Consider the following 22,101-nt stretch of genomic DNA (forward strand, 5'->3'; position numbering starts at 1 on the left):
GCCCTTTCGCGCGGCCTCCGCTACTGGAGCGAGCCGGCGAACTCTTCGAAGGTGTGGACGTTGTCCGACTCGGGCGCGCCGATGTCGTAGGACCCGCCGATCTCGACGACCTCGCTGACCGTGTGAATCGTCATGCCCTCGATCTCTGGGAGGGTCGTCTCGACGGACTCGAGCAGCCCTTCCTCGTCGACGGTGACGGTGACCTCGGTGTCGTCGACCAGCTCTGCTCCGTTGGCAGTGCCGCCCGTGGAGTTCATGAGCGTCTGCATGGCCTCGGAGTCGGCCTCGAGAGTGCCGGTGAAGACCCCTTCTTCGACCTCCTCGACGTCGGTGAGCTCGTCGAGCATCAGCTCGGTCTGCTCACGCAGATCGAAGGAGCCGACTTGCTGGTAGATCTGGCTGATCTCGCTGTCGTCGGTGAGGTCGAGGGTGAACCAGGCGTCCTCGCCGTAGTCCTCGGTCAGGGCCTCGAAGATGCCGCCGCCCGAGAACTGCATGTAGAGCACGTCTTCGACGACGATCGCCTCGCTGTGGGCGTCGGCGAACATCGACTCCATCATCTCTTCCATCTCCGGGTCCCCGGAGAAGTCCTCTCCCATGGCCTCCATGATCGCGCTCATGTAGATGTCCTGGGTGGCGTGCGAGGACTCGCCCTCGACCTGCAAGGTCATGTCCATGAAGTCGATGTCGTCGACGGTCATGTGCGAGTCCATCTGGTACGACTGGTCGTCCAGGCCCTCGTAGGAAGCGAGCACCGCGGCCTGGGCGCCCTGCTGGGCGTTGCCGTCGGTCTCCGCTTCGTCGTTGCTGCCTCCGTCCGAATCGGAACAGGCGGCCAGGGCCAGGGCGATCGCACCGATCGCAGCGGTGCCTCCGGCCCGGCGGGCGGAGAGAATAGGCATCGATGTCCTCCGATATCTAGGAGTCGGGTTTCCCATCCCCAGACTACATCGAAGGCCGCTGGGCGACATAGCCCCAGGATCGCCGTAACCGGCCAAGGTCAGTCCTCGCTGTTGGGCGAAGTGTTCTCGTTCTCGGTAGTCGGATTGCTGTCGGTGGGTTCCTCGTCCGTGGGTTCCTCGTCAGTCGGCTCCTCGTCCGTGGGTTCCTCGTCCGTGGGCTCTTCGGTGGTCGGCTCCTCGGTCGTGGGTTCCTCGGTCGTGGGTTCCTCGGTCGTGGGCTCCTCGGTGGTCGGCTCCCAGTTGGAGGTGTCGTCCTCCTCGGTGGTCTCCTCCTCGGTGGGAGACTCCGATTCGGTGGGGGCCTCAGAACTGGTCTCTTCCTCGGCCGGATTGATGTCTCCGGAATCGTCATCCTGACCCAGGAGCCAGATCAGGGACACGATCAGGGCCACCGCCAGCGTCACCGCGCCGGTGATCAGCCACGGCACGGCGCGTCCCCTGGACTCTCCGGCCTGTTCGAGCCGGTTGGTCGGCTGCGGGCTGGTGGTGTCTCCGACGGCGCCCATCGTCCGGGTGGCGCCGGCGCCCATCGCGCCCTCCGGCGGGGTCGACGGCGTCACCGGGATGCCGCCGGTGACGACTCGGCCCTCGCGCGCCGAGCGCGCCATGTCGGCCGCCGAGGTGTATCGGGCGCCGGGGTCCTTCTGGAGCGCTTGGAGGACCACTTGGGCGACTCCGGGCGGGATGTCACGATTCAGCGGCGGTGGTGCCTGGTGCATGTGGCCGCTCATGACGGCCACCGGCGTGTCCGAGACGAACGGCGGCTGGCCCATCAGCGCCTCGTATGCCACGACGCCCAGCGAGTACAGGTCGGTCGCGCCGGTGGCCTCCTGGCCGTTGAGCTGCTCGGGAGAGGCGTAGGCGAGCGTGCCCATGACCGTGCCGGTCTCGGTCAGGCCCGAGGCGCCGCGGGCCGCGGCGATGCCGAAGTCGACGATCTTGACCGCGCCGGTCTCCTCGTCGACCAGGAGGTTCGCGGGCTTGATGTCTCTGTGGATGATGTCGGCCCGGTGGGCGACCTCGAGCGCGTCGGCGGCGGTGGAGACGATCCGCATGACCTCGGCGGGGGGCAGGGGGCCGCGCTCGCGCAGTATCTCGGCCAGGGATCGGCCCGTGACCAGCTCCATCACCAGGTAGGCGAGGGTGCCGTCTTCGCTTTCCTCTTCGCCGTAGTCGTAGAGGGCGACGATTCCGGGGGATTGGAGCGCCGCCACGGCGCGGGCTTCCAATTGGAAGCGGGCGCGGAATTTATCGTTGTCCGATAGTCCAGCATGGAGTATTTTAATTGCGACGCTGCGGCCGAGTCTGGTGTCGAAGCCTTTCCATACTTCGCCCATTCCACCGGCGGCCAGCCGTTCGTCCAACCGATAGCGGCCTGCCACTTCGGTCCCGCTCTGCACGTCGAATCGCTCCTTGTTCCTGCCTCGCCCGGGTGTCAGATATATCAGTCACGTTCTGCCCGCCCGAATTCGACCCGCAAGGCTCTTAAGGGATGGAAGAGATTGAGGGGCAGTCTGGCACGTGAAACAGCTGGCGGCCCGAGCCGAGGGGCTCGAGCCGCTCACCTGGCATCGTATGACTATTCGTCTACCTCGTCGGTCCCGGCTTCGGGCTCGAAGTCGATTCCGGCCTCGGCGCGCTGTTCGGGGGTGATCGGCGTTGGAGCGGCGGTGAGCGGGTCGTAGCCGCCGCCGGTCTTGGGGAAGGCGATGACCTCGCGGATCGAGTCGGACTTGGCCAGCAGGGCGCACACGCGGTCCCAGCCGAAGGCGATGCCGCCGTGCGGCGGGGCGCCGTACTTCAGGCCCTCGAGCAGGAACCCGAATTTCTCCTGGGCTTCCTCGTGGGTGATGCCGAGGACGTCGAAGACCCTGCTCTGGACCTCGCGGTCGTGGATACGGATCGAGCCGCCGGCGATCTCGTTGCCATTGCAGACGATGTCGTAGGCGTAGGTGAGGGCGCTGCCCGGGTCGGACTCGAACTTGTCGATCCATTCGGGGTTGGGCGAGGTGAACGGGTGGTGGATCGCCGTCCAGCCGCCCTCGTCGGTGCGCTCGAACATGGGCGCGTCGACCACCCAGCAGAACGCCCAGGCGTCCTCGTCGATCAGGCCGCAGCGGCGGCCGATCTCCAGGCGGGCGGCGCCGAGCAGCTCCTGGGCCTCGTGGCGGTCGGGCGAGGCGGCGAAGAAGACCGCGTCGCCGGGTTCGGCGCCGGCGGCGGCCGCGAGTCCGGCCAGGTGCTCCTCGGAGAGGTTCTTGGCGACAGGGCCCTTGGGCTCGCCGGTCTCGGCGTTGAAGACGATGTAGGCCAGGCCCTTGGCGCCGCGGGCCTTGGCCCAGTCCTGCCAGCCGTCGAGTTCCTTGCGGGTCTGGGAGGCCCCGCCGGGCATGACGACCGCGCCGACGTAGCCGCCGGCCTCGATCGCGCCGGAGAAGACGCGGAAGGAGGTGCCGCGCAGGTAGTCGGTCAGTTCGGTCAGTTCCTGGCCGAAGCGCAGGTCGGGCTTGTCCGAGCCGTAGCGGTCCATGGCGTCGTGCCAGGTCAGCTGCGGCAGCGGGCGCGGCAGTTCGTAGTCGGCCAGTTCGCTCCACAGGGCGGCGGTCACGCGCTCGCCGAGGTCGACGATGTCTTCCTGGGAGACGAAGGACGCCTCGATGTCGAGCTGGGTGAACTCGGGCTGGCGGTCGGCGCGGAAGTCCTCGTCGCGGTAACAGCGGGCGATCTGGTAGTACTTCTCGAAGCCGCCGACCATGAGCAGCTGCTTGAACAGCTGCGGGGACTGCGGCAGGGCGTACCAGTTGCCGGGCTGGAGGCGGACCGGGACCAGGAAGTCGCGGGCGCCTTCGGGGGTCGAGCGGGTCAGCGTGGGCGTCTCGATCTCGACGAAGCCGTCCTCGGCCAGCAGGTTGCGGGCGATGTGGTTGGCCTGGGAGCGCATGCGGATCGCCTCGCCCGGGGCGGTGCGCCGCAGGTCGAGGTAGCGGTGGCGCAGCCGCACGTCCTCGGAGACATCGATGTGGTCGTCGATCTGGAACGGCAGCGGCGCGGCCTCGGACAGGACGGTGAGCGACTCGGCGGTGACCTCGATCTCGCCGGTGGGGAGCTCGGGGTTCTCGTTGCCGGCCGGGCGCCGGGCGACGACGCCGGTGATCTGGATGCAGAACTCATTGCGCAGCTCGTGTGCGGCCTTGGCGGCCTCGGAGTCCCGGAAGACGACCTGGACGACGCCCGAGACGTCGCGCAGATCGACGAATTCCACCCCGCCGTGATCGCGGCGCCGCGCCACCCATCCGGCGAGGGTGACTTGCTGGTCGACGTCAGCGGCACTCAGGGTGCCGGCGAGGTGTGTCCGATACACGGGCTCAAAACTCCTCGAAGGATCTGGCGGATGAATGGTCGGCTGCTGGTCGATGGTTCGCGAGGGCCACCGGTCTCTGGTTGCATTGTCGCGAACGGCCTGCACCGCCAGCAATCGTATATCCGCCCGCCCGGGCCTCGGAATGCGCCGCCTGCCGCTGTGCGTGCCCGACCGCCTCGCGGTGTCGGGCATCACGCGGTCGCTAGCGCGGGATGGCGCTGAAGCCGAGGAGCCGGACGACCACGTCGAGGAAGCGGCGCGCGTCGGCGACGATCGTGTCGGCCTCCTCTGGGGTGACGATGTCGGGGATGCCGGCCTGGGCCAGGACGCGCTTACGGGCCGTGCGGGCGAAGTGCGAGGCCCATTCCTCCAGCTCGGGGGCGGCGCCTTTGAGCAGCTCCCAGGTACTGGAGGGGCGTCCGGGTCTGCGGCGGCTCATGGCCACGTCTCCGGCTCGCACCGCGAGCACCGCGGCGGCCACGCGCAGGGCCGCCATGTGGGCCTCGGCGTAGCGCTGGCCTGGACGGGACTGCTCGGCGGCGTCGTCGAGGTCGGCTCGCGCTCCGGCCAGCAGCTGGAGCGGGGAGCGGTTCGGGAGTTGGTCGGCCGGGATGCGCAGGCGGGTGTTCGAGACCGTCCCGGCCTGCACGAGGCGAGCGGTGGACCGGGTGGCTCCGGGTCGAGAAGCAGCCATGGGGGCCTCCATAAAACCGTGTTCGAACTTGCGTTCGAGGAATATGGAACCACATGGGTCCGACAATTTGAACCCCCACGGCTACCGGAAATCGCCGTCAGGCTACCGTCTGTCGTCAATCGGACAGCTTGTGCGTTGCGGTGCAACGAAAAAGGGCCGCACCGGAAGATCCGGTGCGGCCCTGGTCGCTCGGTCTATTCACCGAGCTGTTCGATCATGTTCAGGTGCCCCTTGGCCTCGTCGCGGCGGCCCAGGCGCTGCAGGGTGCGGCCCAGCAGCATCCGGGCGTAGAAGTCGGCCGGGTTCGAATCGACCATCTTCTCGGACAGGGCGAGGGCCCGGTTCAGCTGCGCGCTCTTGAAGTAGGCGCGCGCCGCGGTCAGCATGACGTCCGGATGCTCCGGGTGGTCCCGCAGGAGCGGTTCGAGGAACTTGAGCGCCGCCAGCGGGTCGCGCTTGGCGAGCATCTCCTCGGCGTCCCGCAGACGCTGCGTCTCCTCGGGTACCTGGCGTTCCCGCGAGGCCGAATCGATGAAGGCGGCGATCTGGTCGTCGGTGATCTGGTCGTGGCGCATGATCGGACCAACAACGGCGGCGCCCGGTGAATTCCTTACTCTCTGCGCAGCGCCGCCGAGACGACGATCACCAGCTGGAGCAGCCCGAGCGCGGCCATGAGCAGCCAGCCGACCGTCGCGATGGTGACCGATCCCGACACCCAGGTCTCGTACTCGCCGCCGCCCGCGAAGGTGATCACGCCGGCCGCGCCGAGGCCGACGGCGACCGTGAACAGCCGCACCGACCGCTCCCCCAGCGTGACCATGCCGAGGTCGCGCAGGCCGACCTGGCGGGCCCGGGCGCGCGTCTGCTCGTAGATCCAGCACAGCGCCCCGGCGAACACGACTGCCGGGCCGGGCGCGCCGAGGTTCCACAGGGCCAGCAGCCAGGCGCCCTCCGACAGACGCGCCGCAAGCGTGTCGAACACCAGTACCCGACGCGAGAATCCGGTCGCGCGGCTCGCGAGCAGCGCCAGCGAGGAGTCGGCCAGGGCCGTCAGGGCGATCAGCGGCAGCGACACCAGCACCAAGCCTCCGCCGAGCCCGACCATGACGGGCACGAGCAGGCTGGCGGTCAGACCGAGGCCGACGACCGCCCCGGGACCGATGCGGGTCGACAGAATGGCCCTGCCCACAAGGGAGTCGGCGGGCAAGCGGGTTCGCATGGAGATGTTCTAGCAGACTTCGCCCTCAGGCGTGCGCCCTAGTCCCTCTCTTGCCGCCGTTGAGGTTCTGCCAGACGCGACGGGTGGAGCGGGAGTGGTTCAAGGTGGTGAAGTGAAGACCGGGCGCCCCTTCGTCGAGCAGCCGCCGTCCCAGATCGGTCGCGACCTCGACGCCGATGTCCCGGATGGCGTCCCGGTCGTCCTCGACCGCGCGGAGCCGCTCGGCGAGATCCTCGGGGAAGACCATGCCGGTCAGCACCGCGAACCGCTCGATCTGCTTGATGTTGGTCACCGGCATGATGCCGGGGACGATCGGGACATCGCATCCGGCGGCGGCGACCGCGTCGCGCAGCCGCAGGTAGTCCTCGGCGTCGAAGAAGATCTGGGTGATCGCGAAGTCGGCCCCGGCCCGGCACTTCTCCACGAAGTGGCGCACGCCGGTCTCCCAGTCGACGTCCCGGGGGTGGCCTTCGGGGAAGGCCGCGACACCGACGCTGAAGTCGCCGGAGGTCTTGATGAGCTCCACCAGCTCGCGGGCGTGCTCGATGCCGCCGGGGCACTTGACCCATTCGCCCTGGGGGTCGCCGGGCGGGTCGCCGCGCAGCGCCAGGATGTTCCGGGCCCCGACGTTGGCGAAATGCCCGATGAGGTTGCGCAGCTCGCTCACCGTGTGGTCGACGGCCGTCAGGTGCGCCATGGTCAGCAGGGTGGTCTCGGAGATGACCCTGTCGGTCGTCTCGATGGTCTTGTCCCTGGTCTTGCCGCCCTGGCCGTAGGTGACCGACACGTAGTCGGGGCCGAGCTGCTCGAGGTTGCGGAGCGTCCGCCACAGGGTCGCCTCGTCCTTCTCCGAACGAGGCGGGAACATCTCGAAGGAGAACCTCGGGGTACCGGAACGGAGCAGATCGCCGATCTTGGCGGTCTGCTGCGGCATCACTGAGGCGACTCCAAGGGTCATACGGCAACGGTAACGGTTCCGGTACACGTGTCCTGACCTGCAGGCGTCTCCACCCAATAGTTGGGACGGACCCTTGTACGCATAAGGTCGAACCGTGGAGCTCAAAGACCGCATCGAATCCGCCCTTTCCGCCTTCCTGGAGCGCCGGGCCGCCGTCATCGGCGGGATCGACGGGCGACTCGAGGTCTACGCCGAGGCGGCCCGGTCGTTCGTGCTCGGCGGCGGCAAGCGGATCCGCCCCACCTTCGCCTACTGGGGCGCGCGCGGCGCCGGCCTGGGCGACTCGCCGGAGCTGGTGGCCTGCGTCTCGTCCCTGGAGCTGCTCCAGGCTTCGGCGCTGATGCACGACGATCTGATCGACGGCTCCGACACCCGCCGCGGCGCCCCCTCGATCCACCGCCGCTTCGCCGCCCTCCACGCCGACGAGGGCTGGTCGGGCCGGGCCGACGAGTTCGGGCGGGCCGCGGCGATCCTGCTCGGCGACATGTGCCTGGCCTGGTCGGACGAGCTGCTGTGCTCGGCCGGAATGGCGCCGGAGGCCGTGGCGCGGGCCCGGTCGGACTTCGACCTGATGCGCACCGAGGTCAGCGCCGGGCAGTACCTGGACGTCCTCTCGGAGGTCCGCCGCGACGTCTCGGAGGACACCGCGCTCAAGGTGGCCCGCTACAAGTCGGCCAAGTACACCATCGAGCGCCCGCTGCTGCTGGGCGCGTCGCTGGCCGGGGCCGGACCGCGGATCCGGGAGCACTACTCGGCGATCGGTCTCCCGCTCGGCGAGGCGTTCCAACTGCGCGACGACGTGCTCGGCGTCTTCGGCGACCCCGCCCAGACCGGCAAGCCCGCCGGGGACGACCTGCGCGAGGGCAAGCACACCTTCCTGGTCGCGCGGGCCTCGGCGGCGGCCGATCCCGCCCAGAGCGCCGCGCTCGAGGCGGGCCTGGGCGACCCGGAGCTGGGCGAGGAGGGCGTGGCGCGGCTGCGGGCGATCCTGATGGACACCGGCGCGCTGGCCGACACCGAGCAGCGCATTCAGGCCCTGGCCGACCGGGCCGAGGAGGCCCTGGAGGCATCACGGGACTCCGTCGACGGGGCCGCGCTCGAAGTCTTCGCCGGACTCCTGGTCAAGGCCGTCAAGCGCGATTTCTGACCCCCGATCGTGGCCCGAACCGCCCGATGGGGTTCGCCCGAACGGACCATTCTGTCCCCGGGCCCACTCGCGCGGGTGACGGTGAGGTAACCCGCGGTCGATCCGCTCGTTGACCCCTGTGAGGGAAACGAACGAACGGTGGGGACAGAGACTGTGGGGATCTTCGGCGCCGTCGGGCGCGAGACCAAGGGCGCATTGCGGTCGGTCGGCTACGACCTGCGCCACTCCAAGCGGTTCAGAAGGATCGGCGTGCTGGCCGTGGCCGGAGTGGCCGGCGGGGTCCTGGCCGCGGGGACGCTCCTGCGCGGCCCGGTCCCGGAGATCATGGGCGTGGGGTCCGACCAGGACGAGTCGGGCATCACCGACGGCTGGTGGGGCTTCGACTCCGACACGCAGACCCAGGACGCCGAGCCCGACCCGCAGCCTCCGGGAGGCCCCGGCGACGGCGATTCCGCGCGGGCCGCCGGAGACGGACAGACCAGTGCCCCGCCCGGGGACGACGACCGGCCCGATTCCGGCGGCACCAAGCCGTCGAATCCGCTGACTCCGGGGCTCGACCCGGTCGAGTCCCCGGGCGGGAGCACTCCTTCGGAAGAGAACAGCCCGACCGAGTCCGATGAACCGGACCCGGACCCGACGACCACGACCGAACCCGAGCCGAGCGACGAACCGACCGACGAACCCGGCGACGACCCGACGCCGAGCGACGAGCCCAGTCCGAGCGACACCGGCTCTCCGAGCGAGAGCCCGCAGCCGGACCCGTCCTCGTAGCGTCGGTCAGGCCGCGGTGCGGACCTCGGAGAGTTCGGCGCGGATCGCGGCGATGTTGCGCTTGACCGCGGCCACGTCGGGGGCCTCTTCGCCGCCGTCGGCGCCGCGGCGCTGCTCGCGCGCCAGCAGGGTCGCCAGGTTCACCTGTTCGCGCTGGAGCCGCCCGTGCAGGTGCGCGGCGCGCTTGCCCCACTGCCTGGCGGCCTCGTTGCGGGCCCTGCGGCGGCTGCGCAGCGACCGCATCGTGGTCAGGTCCTCGGTGGTGACGACCGCCTCGCTCTGGTCGGACATGGTGGTCACGAACCAGCGCCACTCGGCGCGCGCGGCCAGGTGGTAGAGCACGAAGAACAGCGCCAGGATGATCAGGCCCTTGCCGTAGGTCAGCGGCACGGTCAGCCAGGAGCTGAGCGCGGGGGTGATCGGCAGGTTCCACAGGGCGTGCATGGCCACCGACAGCAGGAACAGGCCCGCCGCGACCCCGGCGCGCACCCGCAGCGGGCGGCGGTGCTGGGTGACGAAGTAGGCGATGCCGAGCCCGGCGGTGCCGGTATAGAGCGGGTGCGACCACGGCCCGGCGACCAGGACGCGGGTGACGGTCACGCTCATCGACCCCGACAGGTCCGAGTTGGGGTTGATGACGGCGAAGTTGATCGCGTAGGTGAGGTTCTCCACCACCTGGAAGCCGAGCCCGACCAGCGCCCCGTAGATCAGGCCGTCGATGGACCGGTCGAAGTGCTCGCGGACGATCAGGACCAGCAGCACCACGCCGAGGATCTTGATCCACTCCTCGTTGACCGGCCCGGCGATCGCCGGCCCCCAGGTGCGGGCCCAGCCGGTGCCGGCCAGGTCGGCCAGGACCACCAGGGCCGCGTTGTTGGCGATCATCGCGAACGACACCGCGGCCAGGCCGCCCCAGCACATCGCGGCGGCCCTGACGGTGACAGGTTCGCGCTCGAACAGGTCCAGGCGGGCCAGGATCCACAGGAAGACGATCGCCAGCACCGCGTTGACGCCGATCGAGGCCCACAGGGCCCCGGCGATGTCGTCGTAGTCCGGCGAGAGCACCCGGCCGAGTCCGATCAGGCCGAAGGCCAGGCAGCCGACGTAGAGCCAGTAGGCCGGCCGGCGCACCCGGATGAAGGCGCCCTGGCTCTCGATGACGAGGCGTTCGGTGTGGACGTTCATCGGCCGCTCAGCACGAAGCTCGAGACGAAGTCGTCTGCGACCGCCGTGCCGCCGTCGAGCTGACCGGCCGGTGAGAGCAGGATCAGCGTGGCCGCCGCGCCGTCGCCGTTGCCGACCACCACGATCGACCCGGCGACGCTGCGGCCGTACAGGTCCGCCCGGTATCCGGTCAGGCCGTTGACCGCGTTGCGGTACTCGCGCACGTTGGTGGCCGCCAGGCCCGGCTGGGTGGTGGTCAGGCGCTCGGCGCGCCGGTCCAGCAGCGTGCGAAGGCTGCCCACATCGGTGTCGACCTGGACCGAGGCCGAGATCTTGCCGCGTTCGAGGTTGATGCGGAAGCGCGAGAGATTGAGCTCGGTGGTCCAGCCGTCGCCGGGAGGCAGGAACTGCAACTGCGCGTTCGGGGCCGGAGTGGACTCCAATGTGATCGTCTCACCGGGGGCGAACTGCTCGACCGGCTCGCCGACCAGGCGCTCGGCGCCGGTCCAGGCCAACACCGGCAGCACGATCGCGATGGCGGCGGCCAGGGCCTGCCACATGCGCCCCTTCTCCAGACCGAGCCGGTTCAACCGGATGGTGACCTCGCCCAAGTCCCCTCCCCGAGCCTCGACGCGCGAGACGCGGGGTCCCGCCTGTCCCCCGCGCGTGCATACAAGGGTACGGGGAGGGAACCAGACTCTGCCCGCAGTTTGACCTTTAAACGGTCCGACCGATATGCGGGCGGCCCTGAGTCGGGCTCAGGCGACGCGCATGGTCCAGCCGTGCGTGTCCGCGGCGCGGCCGTGCTGGATGTCCAGGATCGTCTGCCGCAGCTGCATGGTGAACTTGCCGGCCTCGCCGCCGGCGATCTGGAACTCGCCTCCGCGGCCCTTGACCGTCCCGACCGGCGTGATGACCGCGGCGGTGCCGCAGGCGAACGCCTCGGTGAGCGCGCCGGACTCGGCGTCGTTCCTCCAGCGGTCGATCGAGTACTTGGTCTCGCGGACCTCCCAGCCGGACTCGGCCGCGAGCGTGAAGATCGCGTCGCGGGTGATACCGGGCAGGATGGTCCCCAGCTGCGGGGTGTAGAGGACCTGCTCGTTCTCGTAGACGAAGAACAGGTTCATCCCGCCGAGCTCGTCGACGTACTTGTACTCGACCGCGTCCAGGAAGACCACCTGGTCGCAGCCGTGATCGATCGCCTCGGCCTGCGGAAGCAGGCTGGCGGCGTAGTTCCCGCCGGCCTTGGCCGCGCCGGTCCCGCCGGGCCCGGCCCGGTTGTAGTCCTCGGAGACCCACAGGGTCAGCGGCTTCGGCCCGCCCTTGAAGTAGGCGGCCGCCGGGGAGGCGATCACCATGTACCGGTACTCCTTCGCCGGGCGGACGCCCAGGAACTGCTCGGCGGCGAACACGTAGGGCCGCACGTACAGGCTGGCCTCCTCCTGGGCCGGAACCCAGTCGCCGTCGACGGACAGCAGCTCGCGGATCGACTCGATGAACCACTGCTCGGGCAGGTGCGGCATGGCCATGCGGTCGGCCGAGATGTTCAGGCGCCTGGCGTTGGCCTCGGGCCGGAACAGGCCGATGCCGCCATCGGGGTAACGGTAGGCCTTCATGCCCTCGAAGATCTCCTGCGCGTAGTGCAGGACCGCCGCGGCCGGCGAGAGGGTGATCGGACCGTAGGGGCCGAGGCGGGCGTCGTGCCAGCCCCGTCCTTCGGTCCAGGTCATGGTGAACATGTGGTCGGTGAAGTGGGTTCCGAAGCCGGGGTCGGCGAGGACGCGCTCGCGTTCGTCCGCGGGAGTCGGGTTCGGGTGCGGTTCGCGCCGCAGGTCGGGAAGACCTTCACTGGTCATGGGTATTTCCTTCGGTCAGAGCCTGGAATATCGGTCTTTCGCCTAACTTACCGCTCGTTCAGGTCGTCAGGCTCGTCGTGCCGGGGTTGACGGTCGACATGGAAACGCGCTTCTCGTCGAAGGTCGCGAGACGCAGAGGAGCCCGGCGAGTGTCACTCGCCGGGCGCTTTGAGAGCTGGTTCGTCTACTTGCGCAGTTGCCCGGCGACGTCGGCGGCTACTCGCTCGCCGACTTCGGCGGTGCGTACGGGCGCGTTGGGCTCGCGGGCGGCGAGTTCGCGCTCGACGGCGGCGTTGACGGCCGCGGCGGCGTCGCCGCGGCCCAGGTGGTCCAGCAGGAGCGCGGTGGAGGCGATCGCGGCGATCGGGTCGGCGATGCCCTGCCCGGCGATGTCGGGGGCCGAGCCGTGGACCGGCTCGAACATCGAGGGGTGGGTGCGGTCGGGGTTGATGCAGCCGGAGGCGGCCAGACCGATGCCGCCGGTCGCGGCGGCGGCGATGTCGGTGAGGATGTCGCCGAACAGGTTGTCGGTGACGATCACGTCGAACGTGTGGGGCCGGCTCACCAGGAACATCGCGGCGGCGTCCACGTGCTGGTAGGCGGTCTCGACGTCGGGGTACTCCTCGGCGACGTCGTCGAAGGCGCGCTGCCAGAGTCCGCCCGCGTGGACCAGCACGTTGGTCTTGTGGACCATGGTCAGGTGGCCGCGGCGGCGCTTGGCGCGCTCGAAGGCGTCGCGGATGACCCGCTCGACCCCGTAGCGGGTGTTCAGGCTCTCTTCGGTGGCGATCTCGGCCGAGGAGCCCTCGTGGAGGTTCCCGCCGGCACCGGCGTAGAGGCCCTCGGTGCCCTCGCGGACGACCACGAAGTCGATGTCGCCGGGCTTGACGTCGGCCAGCGGGGTGGCCGCGCCCGGGTAGAGGCGGCTGGGCCGCAGGTTCACGTACTGGTCGAACTCGAAGCGGAGCCGCAGCAGCAGGCCGCGTTCGAGGACACCGGGCGGGACCGAGGGGTCGCCGATGGCGCCCAGGAGGATCGCGTCGTGGGAGTCCAGTTCGGACAGCACGCTGTCGGGGAGGACTTCGCCGGTGGCGTTGTAGCGGCGGGCGCCGAGGTCGTACTCGGTGGCCTCGTAACCGGGCAGTGCGATGGCGAGAATCTTCTGCGCCTCGGCGATGACCTCTTGTCCGATCCCGTCGCCGGGGATGACCGCGATCCTGCTCATGCTGCCTCTCTGGATTGCCTGGTTCCGCTGATCCCGCCGGCGGAGAACGAAATGCGGGCGGGTGCATTCACCATAACGCACCCGTCCCGCATTCCGACAAACGGCTCTCAGCAGATGGAACCGACTAGTCCTTGAGCGTGACCGCCTTCGCCCCGGTCGCGCCGACCGACTCCTTGATGCGGCCGAGCACCTCGGCCGGCGCCGGGGCGTCCAGGGCCATGGCCATGACCGCCTCGCCGCCTGCGGCCTTGCGTGCCACCTGCATCGCGGCGATGTTGATGCCCAGGTCCCCCAGGGTGCCGCCGATGAGGCCGACGACCCCCGGCCGGTCGGTGTAGCGCAGGAACAGCAGCGAGCCGTCGAGGTCGATGTCGAGCTCGAAACCGTCGATCTCGGTCAGCCGCAGCCCGGCGTGCGCGGTGGGGCTGATCGTGCCCGAGACGGTCAGGCTCCGGCCGTCGACGAGCGCGCCGCGCAGCGTCACCAGGGTCTGGAACTCCGGCGACTCGGCGGAGGTGTAGAGGCCGATCTCGACACCGCGCTGCTCGGCCACGAGCGGCGCGTTGACGTAGGTGACCGAGTCGACCACGTCGGTGAACAGGCCCTTCGAGGCGGCCAGTTGGAGCACCGTCACGTCGTTGTCGACGACTTCGCCGCGGACCTCGACGGTCACCGACTGGAAGGCGCCGCCGGCGAGGGCGGTGAAGGTCTGGCCGAGGCGCTCGGCCAGCGGCAGCAGCGGGCGCACGTCCTCGGCGACCACGCCGCCGGCCTGCACGTTGGCCGCGTCCGGGACGAACTCGCCCGAGAGGGCGAGCTTGACGCTCTTGGCGACCGCGAGCCCGGCGTTGTCCTGGGCCTCGCGGGTCGAGGCGCCCAGGTGCGGCGTGGCCACGACGTTCTCGAGCTCGAACAGCGGCGAGTCGGTGCACGGCTCGGAGTCGAACACGTCGAGGCCGGCGGCGGCGACCCGGCCGTCCTGGAGGGCCGCCAGCAGCGCGGACTCGTCGATCAGGCCGCCGCGGGCGGCATTGACGATGCGTACGCCGCGCTTGGCCTTGTTGAACGCGTCCTCGCCGAGGAGCCCGGCGGTCTCGGGCGTCTTCGGCAGGTGGACGGTGATGAAGTCGGCCACCGACAGCAGCTCGTCGAGCTCGACCAGCCGCACACCCAACTGCGCGGCGCGCGAGGGCAGCGCGTAGGGGTCGTAGGCGACCACGTCCATGCCGAAGGACTGCATGCGGGTGGTGACCAGCTGGCCGATCTTGCCGAAGCCGACCACGCCGAGGGTCTTGCCCTGGATCTCGACGCCGGTGAACTTCTTGCGGTCCCAGCGGCCCTCGCGCAGCGAGGCGTCGGCGCGGGCGGTGTGGCGCGCGCTGGCCAGCAGCAGCGTGATGGCCTGCTCGGCGGCCGAGACGATGTTGGAGGTCGGCGCGTTCACGACCATGACGCCGCGCTCGGTGGCGGCGGGCAGGTCGACGTTGTCGAGGCCGACCCCGGCGCGGGCGACGACCTTGAGTTTCGGCGCCGCTTCCAGGGCGGGCGCGTCGATCGTGGTGGCGGAGCGGACGATGACGGCCTCGGCGTCGACGAGAGCGGAGTGGAGCGAACCGACGTCGGTTCCGTCGATCTCCCGGACGTCGAAGTCGCTGGAGAGGACTTCGATGGCCGCTGGCGCGAGCGGGTCGGCGACGACCACGACGGGCTTGGGTTCGGTCATGGGTACGTACCTCGCAAAGGTATGGAGACAGGACGGCGGACCGGGCGCGGCGCTGCGTCGTCGCGGCCAATGGTATGTCGAACGCGTTAACAGCTCCTCACGGACCGCCGACCGTCCAAATCCTGGAATTCACCGTCCCAGGGTTCGACCGAATATCCACGCGCGAACCTCGGGCGTGGAGAGCAGCGTGATGGCGGTGCAGTAGAGCCCGGTCCAGACCAGGCCGAACGGCAGCAGCCACGACTGCGAGGCGAACCCCATGAGTCCCATCACGATGGCCGGGATGCCGCCGGTGAGGCCGAGCACGGAACTGACGAAAGTGTAGGTCCACGCCCAGCGCGCGCCGCGCCCGAGCGGGCCCGGGGAGACCGCCGCCTGGAAGGCGAAGAGGGCGAGGCCGGCCGCGAAGCCCAGCATCATGGGGTCGGGGTCGCGGATGAACTGGGCGACGGCCATGACGTTGCCGAACAGGCAGAACACCATGGCGACCCCCAGCAGGTAGCGGACCACGGTTATCTCGCGCGGACGCGTCTGAGCCAGGGCCGGCCGCGGCGGCGGCAGGGGAACCTGCGGCGATACGTGCGGCGGTGCCACGGCGAACGGCGCGGGCGCCGGAGCCGGAACCCGCGGCGGACCGGGCGCGGCGGGACCGGAGGGCGGAGGAGGCGCGGCCGGCGCGGCGGACCCGCATCGGGCGCAGGGAGCGGGAAGTCGGTGCGCCAGGCAGTAATGTTGATGGGGCCGAACCTGAGTGGGGACCGAGTGGGCCACAGTATCCTCCGAGAGCGAGCGTCCACCCATCCTGGCACTCCAGCACAGCCTTCGCGGTCCACGAAGATGACGATTTCATCTCATTTACTGCAACACGACGCAGAACAGAACAAACCGCATTGGATCGGGCACGCTCCGCTGCGGGGCGCGGGCGTCATTCGAAGTGGGCGTCCTCGTCGAGCAGTTCGGCCGCCTCGTTCTCGGCTTCGGCCAGGACCTGCTTGACCACCGGGATCGCCACTCCGGCCCCGTAGCCCTTGCGGGCGAGCATGCCGACCAGCTTCCGCAGCACCGCCTGCGGGTCCTGGCCGGCCAGGCCGCGGTAGCGTCGGCGGGCCAGGTCCAGGGCCGCCTCGCGCTCGTCGTCGTCGCTGACCCGCTCGACGGCGGCCTCGACGTGCTCGGGGTCGACGCCCTTGCGGCGCAGTTCCCCGGCCAGAGCGCGCTTCGACAGGCCGCGGACCCGGTGGCGGGAGTCGACCCACGCGCGGGCGAACACCGCGTCGTCGATCATGCCGACCTCGGAGTAGCGCTCCAGGATGCCGTCCACGACCTCCTCGGCGAAGCCCTTGCGGCGCATGGCCTCGCCCAGTTCGGTGCGGGTCCTCGGCCGGCCCGACAGCAGCCGGAGGCAGTACTGCCGGGCGGCCTCTGGGTCGTCCGGATCAGAAGTCGACCGGGGCTTCTTCACTCTTGGCCTCTTCGACGGGCTCACCGCCGGAGTCGACGCCGAGCTTCTCCAGGATCTTCTTCTCGATCTCGAGGGCCAGGTCCGGGTTCTCCTTGAGGTTGGTCCGGGCCTTCTCCTTGCCCTGGCCGAGCTGGTCGCCCTCGTAGGTGTACCAGGCGCCGGACTTCTTGACGATGCCGTGCTCGACGCCCATGTCGATGAGCGAGCCCTCCTTGGAGATGCCGACCCCGTAGAGGATGTCGAACTCGGCCTGCCGGAACGGCGAGGAGACCTTGTTCTTGACGACCTTCACGCGGGTCCGGTTCCCGACGGCCTCACCGCCGTCCTTGAGAGTCTCGATCCGACGGATGTCCAACCGCACTGAGGCATAGAACTTGAGCGCCTTACCGCCCGAAGTGGTCTCGGGGCTGTTGTGGACCATGACGCCGTCGGCCAGGTAGTTGTGCGTACCTTCGATCTCAAGGTCGTAGCGGTTCATCTTCTGGTAGTCCCGCTTCGAGTCGATCGAAAGCACTTGGGCCGGGACCAGACTGAGCGTCGGCTCGGCAAGCTCCGGCTTCACCTTGCACATGCCACGGAATCGCGGGAGCAGCTTGTACTCCATCGATTCGGGGATGTAGGGCGCGACCAGCTCTTGGAACTTTGTGGTGGCGGCCGTGGTGAATCGGATTGTGCTCACCTGCCGCCGCCCCTTCTTGGTCAGCTTGACATCCAACCCGTGCGTATCACGCAGGTAGTCAGTCAGGCGTTCTCGCGAGCCCGGGCTCATCGCCTCCACACAGATCTCGATCCGCCCAGTACCGCCTTGGGTGCTTTCCCACCGCCCTTTCGAGCGGAGGGTGAAACTACCGTCGTCCATGTACCAGACAGCGAGCGCGAGAGGTGTGAGGGCCTTGAGGTACTCCCATGACAGGCACTTCTTGCCGTCTCCGAAATACACTGCCTGCCGCAGTTCACCCAGCTCAGCGAGCGGAGTGAAGTCAGCGAACACAGCACCCTTCTCGTTTTCACTCCGAGAGTGGTTGATGTTTTGGAGCAGCGACACCTTCCAGTCGAGGTAGTTGGCCTGCTTCGCACCGTGCCCCATCCGTAGACGAGCGCTAGGGGCGTCCGACCGAATCGGCCCACTCAGCGATCCGTCGCCCATGAGCGTTCCGAGGACGACCTGCCGCTGCTGCTCGCTGAGCAGGTGCTCCTCCGCCAGCATCACGCGGTCACCGACGCAGATCTCCTGCGCTTCGCGCCAGCCGCCCGGAGTTCGGATGAGGTGGTTGGGAGTCATCGCCAAACTGGCTTTGCTGTTGCCAGTACCGGCGCCTGCCCGTTCGACCCTGAAGTACAGGAACTCCTCGGCCTTGCCGTTGTTGAACCAGTCCACCACCTTCCGGGGGACGATCTTCCCGGACTCGACGTCGTAGGAGAGAACCTCGACGTCCATCTTCTGGTTCACGATCTTGCCGATCGGCATCTTGGTGCCGTCCGCCAGCATGACATTGGTGTACCAGGAGGCACAGCCGAACATGACTCCGACCTTCTCGCGGAGCTGGTTGATGAAGATCGCGGTGGTGCCGGTGTTGTTCAGGCCGCCGGCGATCTTGCGGAGGGCCTGGCTCATCAGACGGGCCTGGAGGCCCACGTGGGAGTCGCCCATCTCGCCCTCGATCTCGGCGCGCGGCACCAGGGCCGCCACCGAGTCGATGACGATGAGGTCGACCGCGCCGGAGCGGATCAGCATGTCAGCGATCTCCAGGGCCTGCTCGCCGGTGTCCGGCTGGCTGACCAGGAGCTCGTCGACGTTGACGCCGATCGCCTCGGCGTAGACCGGGTCCAGCGCGTGCTCGGCGTCGATCATCGCGGCCACGCCGCCTTCGGCTTGCACGTTCGCCATGGCGTGCAACGCAAGCGACGTTTTTCCGCTGCTCTCCGGTCCGTATATCTCCACCACGCGGCCCCGGGGGAGCCCCCCGACGCCGAGCGCGACGTCGAGCGCGATCGAGCCGGTGGGAATGGTCTTGATGTTCTGTTTGGGCTTCTCCCCCAGCCGCATGACCGAGCCCTTGCCGAACTGCTTGTCGATCTGGGCCAGCGCGAGATCGAGCGCCTTGCCCTTGTCCTGAGCGGAGTTCATGCCGCCGCCTCCCCTGGAACCTGTTTGCTTCGCCATGTCGAATACGGTAGTCCCCCCGCCCGACAACCTAGGGCAACGGATTGTTCGAACAGGGCGGAACGCACGTATTCAGCGCACGAGGCGGGCGGGAACCCGGTCGGGCCAAGTCCGGCAGACGGCCATCCAGACGCGCTTGGCGTTCTCTCCGTCGGCCAGGGCCTGGTCGACGGTGCGGCCGTCCAGCGCCCCGATCGTGTGGTCGGCGGCGACGCTGCGGGCGTATCCGGCGCCGAACGTCTCGTTCATGCGATCCCAGAAGTCGCTGTGTTTCACCCGCCCGTCACCCCCCGCCGCCCGGACTCGAATGAATGCTGATTCATTGGCACAACGGTAGGCGACTCGCTCGCCCGCGGCCAGCTTCGGATGGCAAGATTGCCGCGTGCCTCGCGTAAGCCAAGAACACCTCGATTCACGCCGTCAGCAGATCCTCGACGGCGCGCGCTCGTGCTTCGCCAGATTCGGCTATGAGGGCGCCACGGTGCGGCGGCTGGAGGAGGCCACCGGGCTCAGTCGCGGGGCCATCTTCCACCATTTCCGCGACAAGGACGCGCTGTTCCTGGCGGTGGCTTCGGTGGATGCGGCGGAGATGGCCGCGACGGTGGCCGAGCGGGGCCTGGTCGGGGTGATGCAGGACTTGACGGCGGCGGCCGACAAGCCCGAGACGACCGGGTGGCTGGGGACGCAGTTGGAGGTGGCCAGGCGGCTGCGCACCGACCCGGAGTTCGCCGAGGCGTGGGGGCGGCGGCGCGAGGCGATCTCCGAGGCGAGCCGGGAGCGCCTGGAGCACCAGCGCGAGATCGGGGTGCTGCGTACCGACGTCGACATCGAGGTGCTGGCCGGGTTCCTCCATCTGGTGTACGACGGCCTGGTCCGCTATCTGGCGACCGGCCGGGACGATCTGGAGATCACCAGCATCCTGCGCCTGGTCGAGGAAGCCGTTCGCCGTCACTGAGGCGAGTATCACCCTTTCGAGTCCATTGTCCTCGTTTGCACATGGTTCTGGGCATTGCTACGGTCTTTTTTATTGAACATTTAACTGACTGCTCAGATAAGGAGGATCATGATAACGAAGATCCAACCAGTCGCCTTCCTGCTCGGCCGCATCGCCCTCGGCGCGGTCTTCGTCGCCCACGGCTGGCAGAAGTGGTCGGAATGGGGCATCGACGGGACTGCGGCGGCCTTCGAGGGCATGGGCGTACCGGCGCCGCAGCTCTCGGCCTATTTCGCCGCCACCGTCGAACTCGTCGGCGGCGCGCTGCTCATCCTCGGCGCACTCCTGCCGGTGGTGGGAGTCCTGCTGGCGGCCGACATGCTCGGTGCGCTCTTCATCGTCCACCTGGAGGCGGGATTCTGGTCCGCCGAGGGCGGCTACGAGTTCGTTCTCACCCTGGCCGCGGCCGCGTTGGTGATCGGGTTCTCCGGCGGCGGCGCACTGGCGGTGGACAGGCTGTTCGGCAAGCGGGGCGAGGTCGATCAGGCCGAAGCCGAAAAGGCCGAGCAGGCCGCCTGATCCGCGCAGTCCCACATGGAACCGGCCCGGAGGCTTGCTCCGGGCCGGTTCTGCTCGCTTCTCACCCTTCCAGGCAGGGGGCCAGCGGGTCGGTGTCGTTGAGTTCGCCGGAGTCGATGACGATCCACACCCACGGGATGTAGCCGACCTCGCCGCGGAAGTCGACCTTGATCGCGAGGTTCGAGGCGTCCTTGCCGGGGTGGTAGTCCCAGTAGCCTTCCGCCTCGTCGCCGCGCGGGGTGATCGTCGTGTCGGTCTCCACATAGCAGTAGGCGTAGAGCTCGGTGCCGGACTCGACGGTGTCGATGACGTCGTTGCGCTCGGGGTCGGAGCCTACGCCGATCTCGGCGTTCTGGTCGGCGCAGTACTGGCGCGTCAGAGGGCAGTCCCAGAACACCTGGGCGGGCACCCGGTCGGTGGTGTAGACCTCGACGATCTCCTGCCCGGTGTCGTGGACGCGGAGGGAGACGGTGTAGTCGGTCTGGGCCTCCAGCCCGTCCACGGTGATCTCGCCGCAGTCGCCCTCGGCCCGCCGCTCGGTGTTCTCGGCGGCCGCGGTGCACGTGTGCTCGCCTTCCGCGGCGTCGGTGCGGAGGGTGATCGTGGAGGCGGTCGCTTCGAAGTCGCTGACCTCGAGTCCCGTGGCGGTCGGGCTCTCCTCGTCCTCTGACTGCTCGGCCTGGTCGTCGCTCTCGGAGGAGCCGAGGGCCTCCGGGTCCGACGGGGGGTCGGCGTCGGCGTCGCCGACGGCCCAGACGACTCCGATGACGCCCAGCAGCACCACGATGACGATGGCGACGACCGCCAGCATGGGGTACATCTCGGGGCGGATCCTCGGTCGGCGCGCCCGGGAGGGGTGGACGGGTCCGGGCGGGGCCGGCGGGGGCACGAACGGCGCGGCCCGCTCGGTCGAGCCGGGGTCGAAGGGGGCGCTGGGGCCGGAGTCGCGGCCGATGTCGAACCGCGGCGCGGGCACGGTCGCCGCCGAGTCGGGCAGGACCTCGGTGCGCTCGGCCTCCCGTCTGGCTTCGAGGCGCTCGGACAGCGCGCCGAGCTGGAGTTCGTCGGCGAACGCCTGGCAGGAGGGCGGGCGCTGGTTCGGGTCGCGGGCGAGCGAGCGCACCAGCAAGTTCTCGAGCCAGGCGGGGACGTCGTCGCGCGGCAGTCTCGGCGGCGGCGCGTCGGAGAGGACGCGCCGGAGGTGGTCATCGCGGCCGGTGGCGCCGCCGGGATCGGCGAAGGGCGCGTATCCGGCCAGCATCTGCCACATGGAGGAGGCGAGACTGTAGAGGTCGCTGGCGGCGGTCTGCGGTTCCCGCAGCAGCGCTTCGGGGGAGGCGTGCAAGGGGGTGAGCAGGTTGATCGCCTCGGTGGCCGCAAGGGTCTCGGGGGCGCGGGCGATCCCGAAGTCGGCCAGTGCGGGCCCGTACTGGGCCCGCAGGATGTTCTGCGGTTTGACGTCGCGGTGGAGGATGCCGGCGTTGTGGGCGGCTTGGAGCGCCAGCCCGATCTTGACGCCCACGTCGATGACGTCCTCGACCGCCATGGCGCCGTGCGCTTTGAGGATGGAGGAGTAGGAGCCGCCTTCGCAGTACTCCATGACGATGTAGGGTCGGCCGTCTCCGGTGGTCCCGGTGTCGATGATGGAGACGATGTGGGGGTGGTTGGAGACGCGGACGGTGGTCTCGAGTTCCTTCTCCACGGAGGCGGCGGTGGTGGTGGCGTCGTCGAGCAGGAGGATCTTGACCGCCACGGTCCGTTCGAGTCGTTCCTGGACCGCACGGTAGACGAACGCGGTCGACCCGTGGGCGAACATCTCGAGGTCGCGGTAGCCGGGTACAGAAGGGACTGGGATGGCGGACACGCGGAGTCTTCCGTTCTA

General features: G+C 69.3%; 21 protein-coding genes. 4 read left to right on the forward strand and 17 right to left on the reverse strand.

Annotation, left to right across the window (positions count from 1 at the left end; translation table 11 throughout):
- Positions 1-20 precede the first annotated feature (20 nt).
- The 7 genes from JFB92_RS00290 to metF all read right to left on the reverse strand — a co-directional run bounded on the left by JFB92_RS00290 (position 21) and on the right by metF (position 7,194).
- Positions 21-902 (reverse strand): hypothetical protein, encoded by an 882-nt coding sequence (locus JFB92_RS00290; protein ID WP_199033759.1) that lies wholly within the window; start codon positions 900-902, stop codon positions 21-23.
- 98 nt (positions 903-1,000) lie between these two features.
- A complete protein-coding gene (locus JFB92_RS00295) occupies positions 1,001-2,362 on the reverse strand; it encodes a serine/threonine-protein kinase (protein ID WP_307788971.1) in 1,362 nt (453 codons plus the stop codon).
- A gap of 179 nt (positions 2,363-2,541) precedes the next feature.
- Positions 2,542-4,323 (reverse strand): aspartate--tRNA ligase, encoded by a 1,782-nt coding sequence (gene aspS / locus JFB92_RS00300; protein ID WP_307788972.1) that lies wholly within the window; start codon positions 4,321-4,323, stop codon positions 2,542-2,544.
- Between the two features lie 202 nt (positions 4,324-4,525).
- Positions 4,526-5,017, reverse strand: coding sequence for an SAV_6107 family HEPN domain-containing protein (locus tag JFB92_RS00305; protein ID WP_199033761.1), 492 nt, complete (start codon positions 5,015-5,017; stop codon positions 4,526-4,528).
- A 194-nt stretch (positions 5,018-5,211) separates the two neighbouring features.
- Positions 5,212-5,592, reverse strand: coding sequence for a tetratricopeptide repeat protein (locus JFB92_RS00310; protein ID WP_199033762.1), 381 nt, complete (start codon positions 5,590-5,592; stop codon positions 5,212-5,214).
- Between the two features lie 35 nt (positions 5,593-5,627).
- Positions 5,628-6,236: a hypothetical protein gene (locus tag JFB92_RS00315; protein WP_199033763.1), complete on the reverse strand. Its 609-nt coding sequence runs from the start codon at positions 6,234-6,236 to the stop codon at positions 5,628-5,630.
- 25 nt (positions 6,237-6,261) lie between these two features.
- A complete protein-coding gene (gene metF / locus JFB92_RS00320; RefSeq protein WP_233162082.1) occupies positions 6,262-7,194 on the reverse strand; it encodes a methylenetetrahydrofolate reductase [NAD(P)H] in 933 nt (310 codons plus the stop codon).
- 94 nt (positions 7,195-7,288) lie between these two features.
- Between metF and JFB92_RS00325 the strand changes: the two genes are divergently transcribed.
- Both JFB92_RS00325 and JFB92_RS00330 read left to right on the forward strand, forming a co-directional pair.
- A complete protein-coding gene (locus JFB92_RS00325) occupies positions 7,289-8,341 on the forward strand; it encodes a polyprenyl synthetase family protein (protein ID WP_199033764.1) in 1,053 nt (350 codons plus the stop codon).
- A 138-nt stretch (positions 8,342-8,479) separates the two neighbouring features.
- Positions 8,480-9,112 carry a hypothetical protein gene (locus JFB92_RS00330; RefSeq protein ID WP_199033765.1) on the forward strand — a complete coding sequence of 211 codons (633 nt, stop codon included), beginning with the start codon at positions 8,480-8,482 and terminating at the stop codon, positions 9,110-9,112.
- A gap of 6 nt (positions 9,113-9,118) precedes the next feature.
- On the opposite strand, the gene JFB92_RS00335 is transcribed toward JFB92_RS00330, so the two are convergent.
- The 9 genes from JFB92_RS00335 to JFB92_RS25960 form a co-directional block, all read right to left on the reverse strand.
- Complete coding sequence (locus JFB92_RS00335) at positions 9,119-10,297, reverse strand: PrsW family intramembrane metalloprotease (RefSeq protein ID WP_199033766.1); 1,179 nt, start codon at positions 10,295-10,297, stop codon at positions 9,119-9,121.
- Entirely contained in the window at positions 10,294-10,887 is a 594-nt protein-coding gene (locus JFB92_RS00340; protein WP_199033767.1) for a hypothetical protein, read from the reverse strand. The genes JFB92_RS00335 and JFB92_RS00340 overlap by 4 nt, the downstream gene beginning before the upstream one ends.
- A gap of 147 nt (positions 10,888-11,034) precedes the next feature.
- On the reverse strand, positions 11,035-12,132 hold the full coding sequence (locus tag JFB92_RS00345) for a branched-chain amino acid aminotransferase (RefSeq protein WP_199033768.1): 1,098 nt from the start codon (positions 12,130-12,132) through the stop codon (positions 11,035-11,037).
- A gap of 184 nt (positions 12,133-12,316) precedes the next feature.
- Positions 12,317-13,357 carry a 3-isopropylmalate dehydrogenase gene (locus tag JFB92_RS00350; protein ID WP_199033769.1) on the reverse strand — a complete coding sequence of 347 codons (1,041 nt, stop codon included), beginning with the start codon at positions 13,355-13,357 and terminating at the stop codon, positions 12,317-12,319.
- Between the two features lie 124 nt (positions 13,358-13,481).
- Positions 13,482-15,080 carry a phosphoglycerate dehydrogenase gene (gene serA / locus JFB92_RS00355; protein WP_199033770.1) on the reverse strand — a complete coding sequence of 533 codons (1,599 nt, stop codon included), beginning with the start codon at positions 15,078-15,080 and terminating at the stop codon, positions 13,482-13,484.
- 129 nt (positions 15,081-15,209) lie between these two features.
- Entirely contained in the window at positions 15,210-15,590 is a 381-nt protein-coding gene (locus JFB92_RS00360; RefSeq protein ID WP_199033771.1) for a hypothetical protein, read from the reverse strand.
- Positions 15,591-16,005: 415 nt separating this feature from the next.
- Complete coding sequence (locus tag JFB92_RS00365; protein WP_307788973.1) at positions 16,006-16,542, reverse strand: regulatory protein RecX; 537 nt, start codon at positions 16,540-16,542, stop codon at positions 16,006-16,008.
- On the reverse strand, positions 16,517-18,670 hold the full coding sequence (gene recA, locus JFB92_RS26775; RefSeq protein ID WP_199034003.1) for a recombinase RecA: 2,154 nt from the start codon (positions 18,668-18,670) through the stop codon (positions 16,517-16,519). The genes JFB92_RS00365 and recA overlap by 26 nt, the downstream gene beginning before the upstream one ends.
- Before the next feature lie 108 nt (positions 18,671-18,778).
- The gene (locus JFB92_RS25960; RefSeq protein WP_307788974.1) at positions 18,779-18,982 is read right to left on the reverse strand and encodes a DUF3046 domain-containing protein; all 204 of its coding nucleotides are present in this window, start codon (positions 18,980-18,982) and stop codon (positions 18,779-18,781) included.
- Between the two features lie 106 nt (positions 18,983-19,088).
- On the opposite strand from JFB92_RS25960, the gene JFB92_RS26400 reads away from it, so the two are divergent.
- Both JFB92_RS26400 and JFB92_RS00385 read left to right on the forward strand, forming a co-directional pair.
- Entirely contained in the window at positions 19,089-19,661 is a 573-nt protein-coding gene (locus JFB92_RS26400) for a TetR/AcrR family transcriptional regulator (protein ID WP_199033773.1), read from the forward strand.
- A 108-nt stretch (positions 19,662-19,769) separates the two neighbouring features.
- Positions 19,770-20,219, forward strand: coding sequence for a DoxX family protein (locus tag JFB92_RS00385; RefSeq protein WP_199033774.1), 450 nt, complete (start codon positions 19,770-19,772; stop codon positions 20,217-20,219).
- A 61-nt stretch (positions 20,220-20,280) separates the two neighbouring features.
- Here the strand turns inward: JFB92_RS00385 and JFB92_RS00390 are convergent, their stop codons facing one another.
- Positions 20,281-22,083, reverse strand: coding sequence for a serine/threonine-protein kinase (locus JFB92_RS00390; RefSeq protein WP_199033775.1), 1,803 nt, complete (start codon positions 22,081-22,083; stop codon positions 20,281-20,283).
- Positions 22,084-22,101: the final 18 nt, after the last annotated feature.

It is taken from the genome of Glycomyces salinus (genome assembly GCF_016428645.1).
GTDB classification, from domain to species: Bacteria; Actinomycetota; Actinomycetes; order Mycobacteriales; family Micromonosporaceae; genus Glycomyces; species Glycomyces salinus.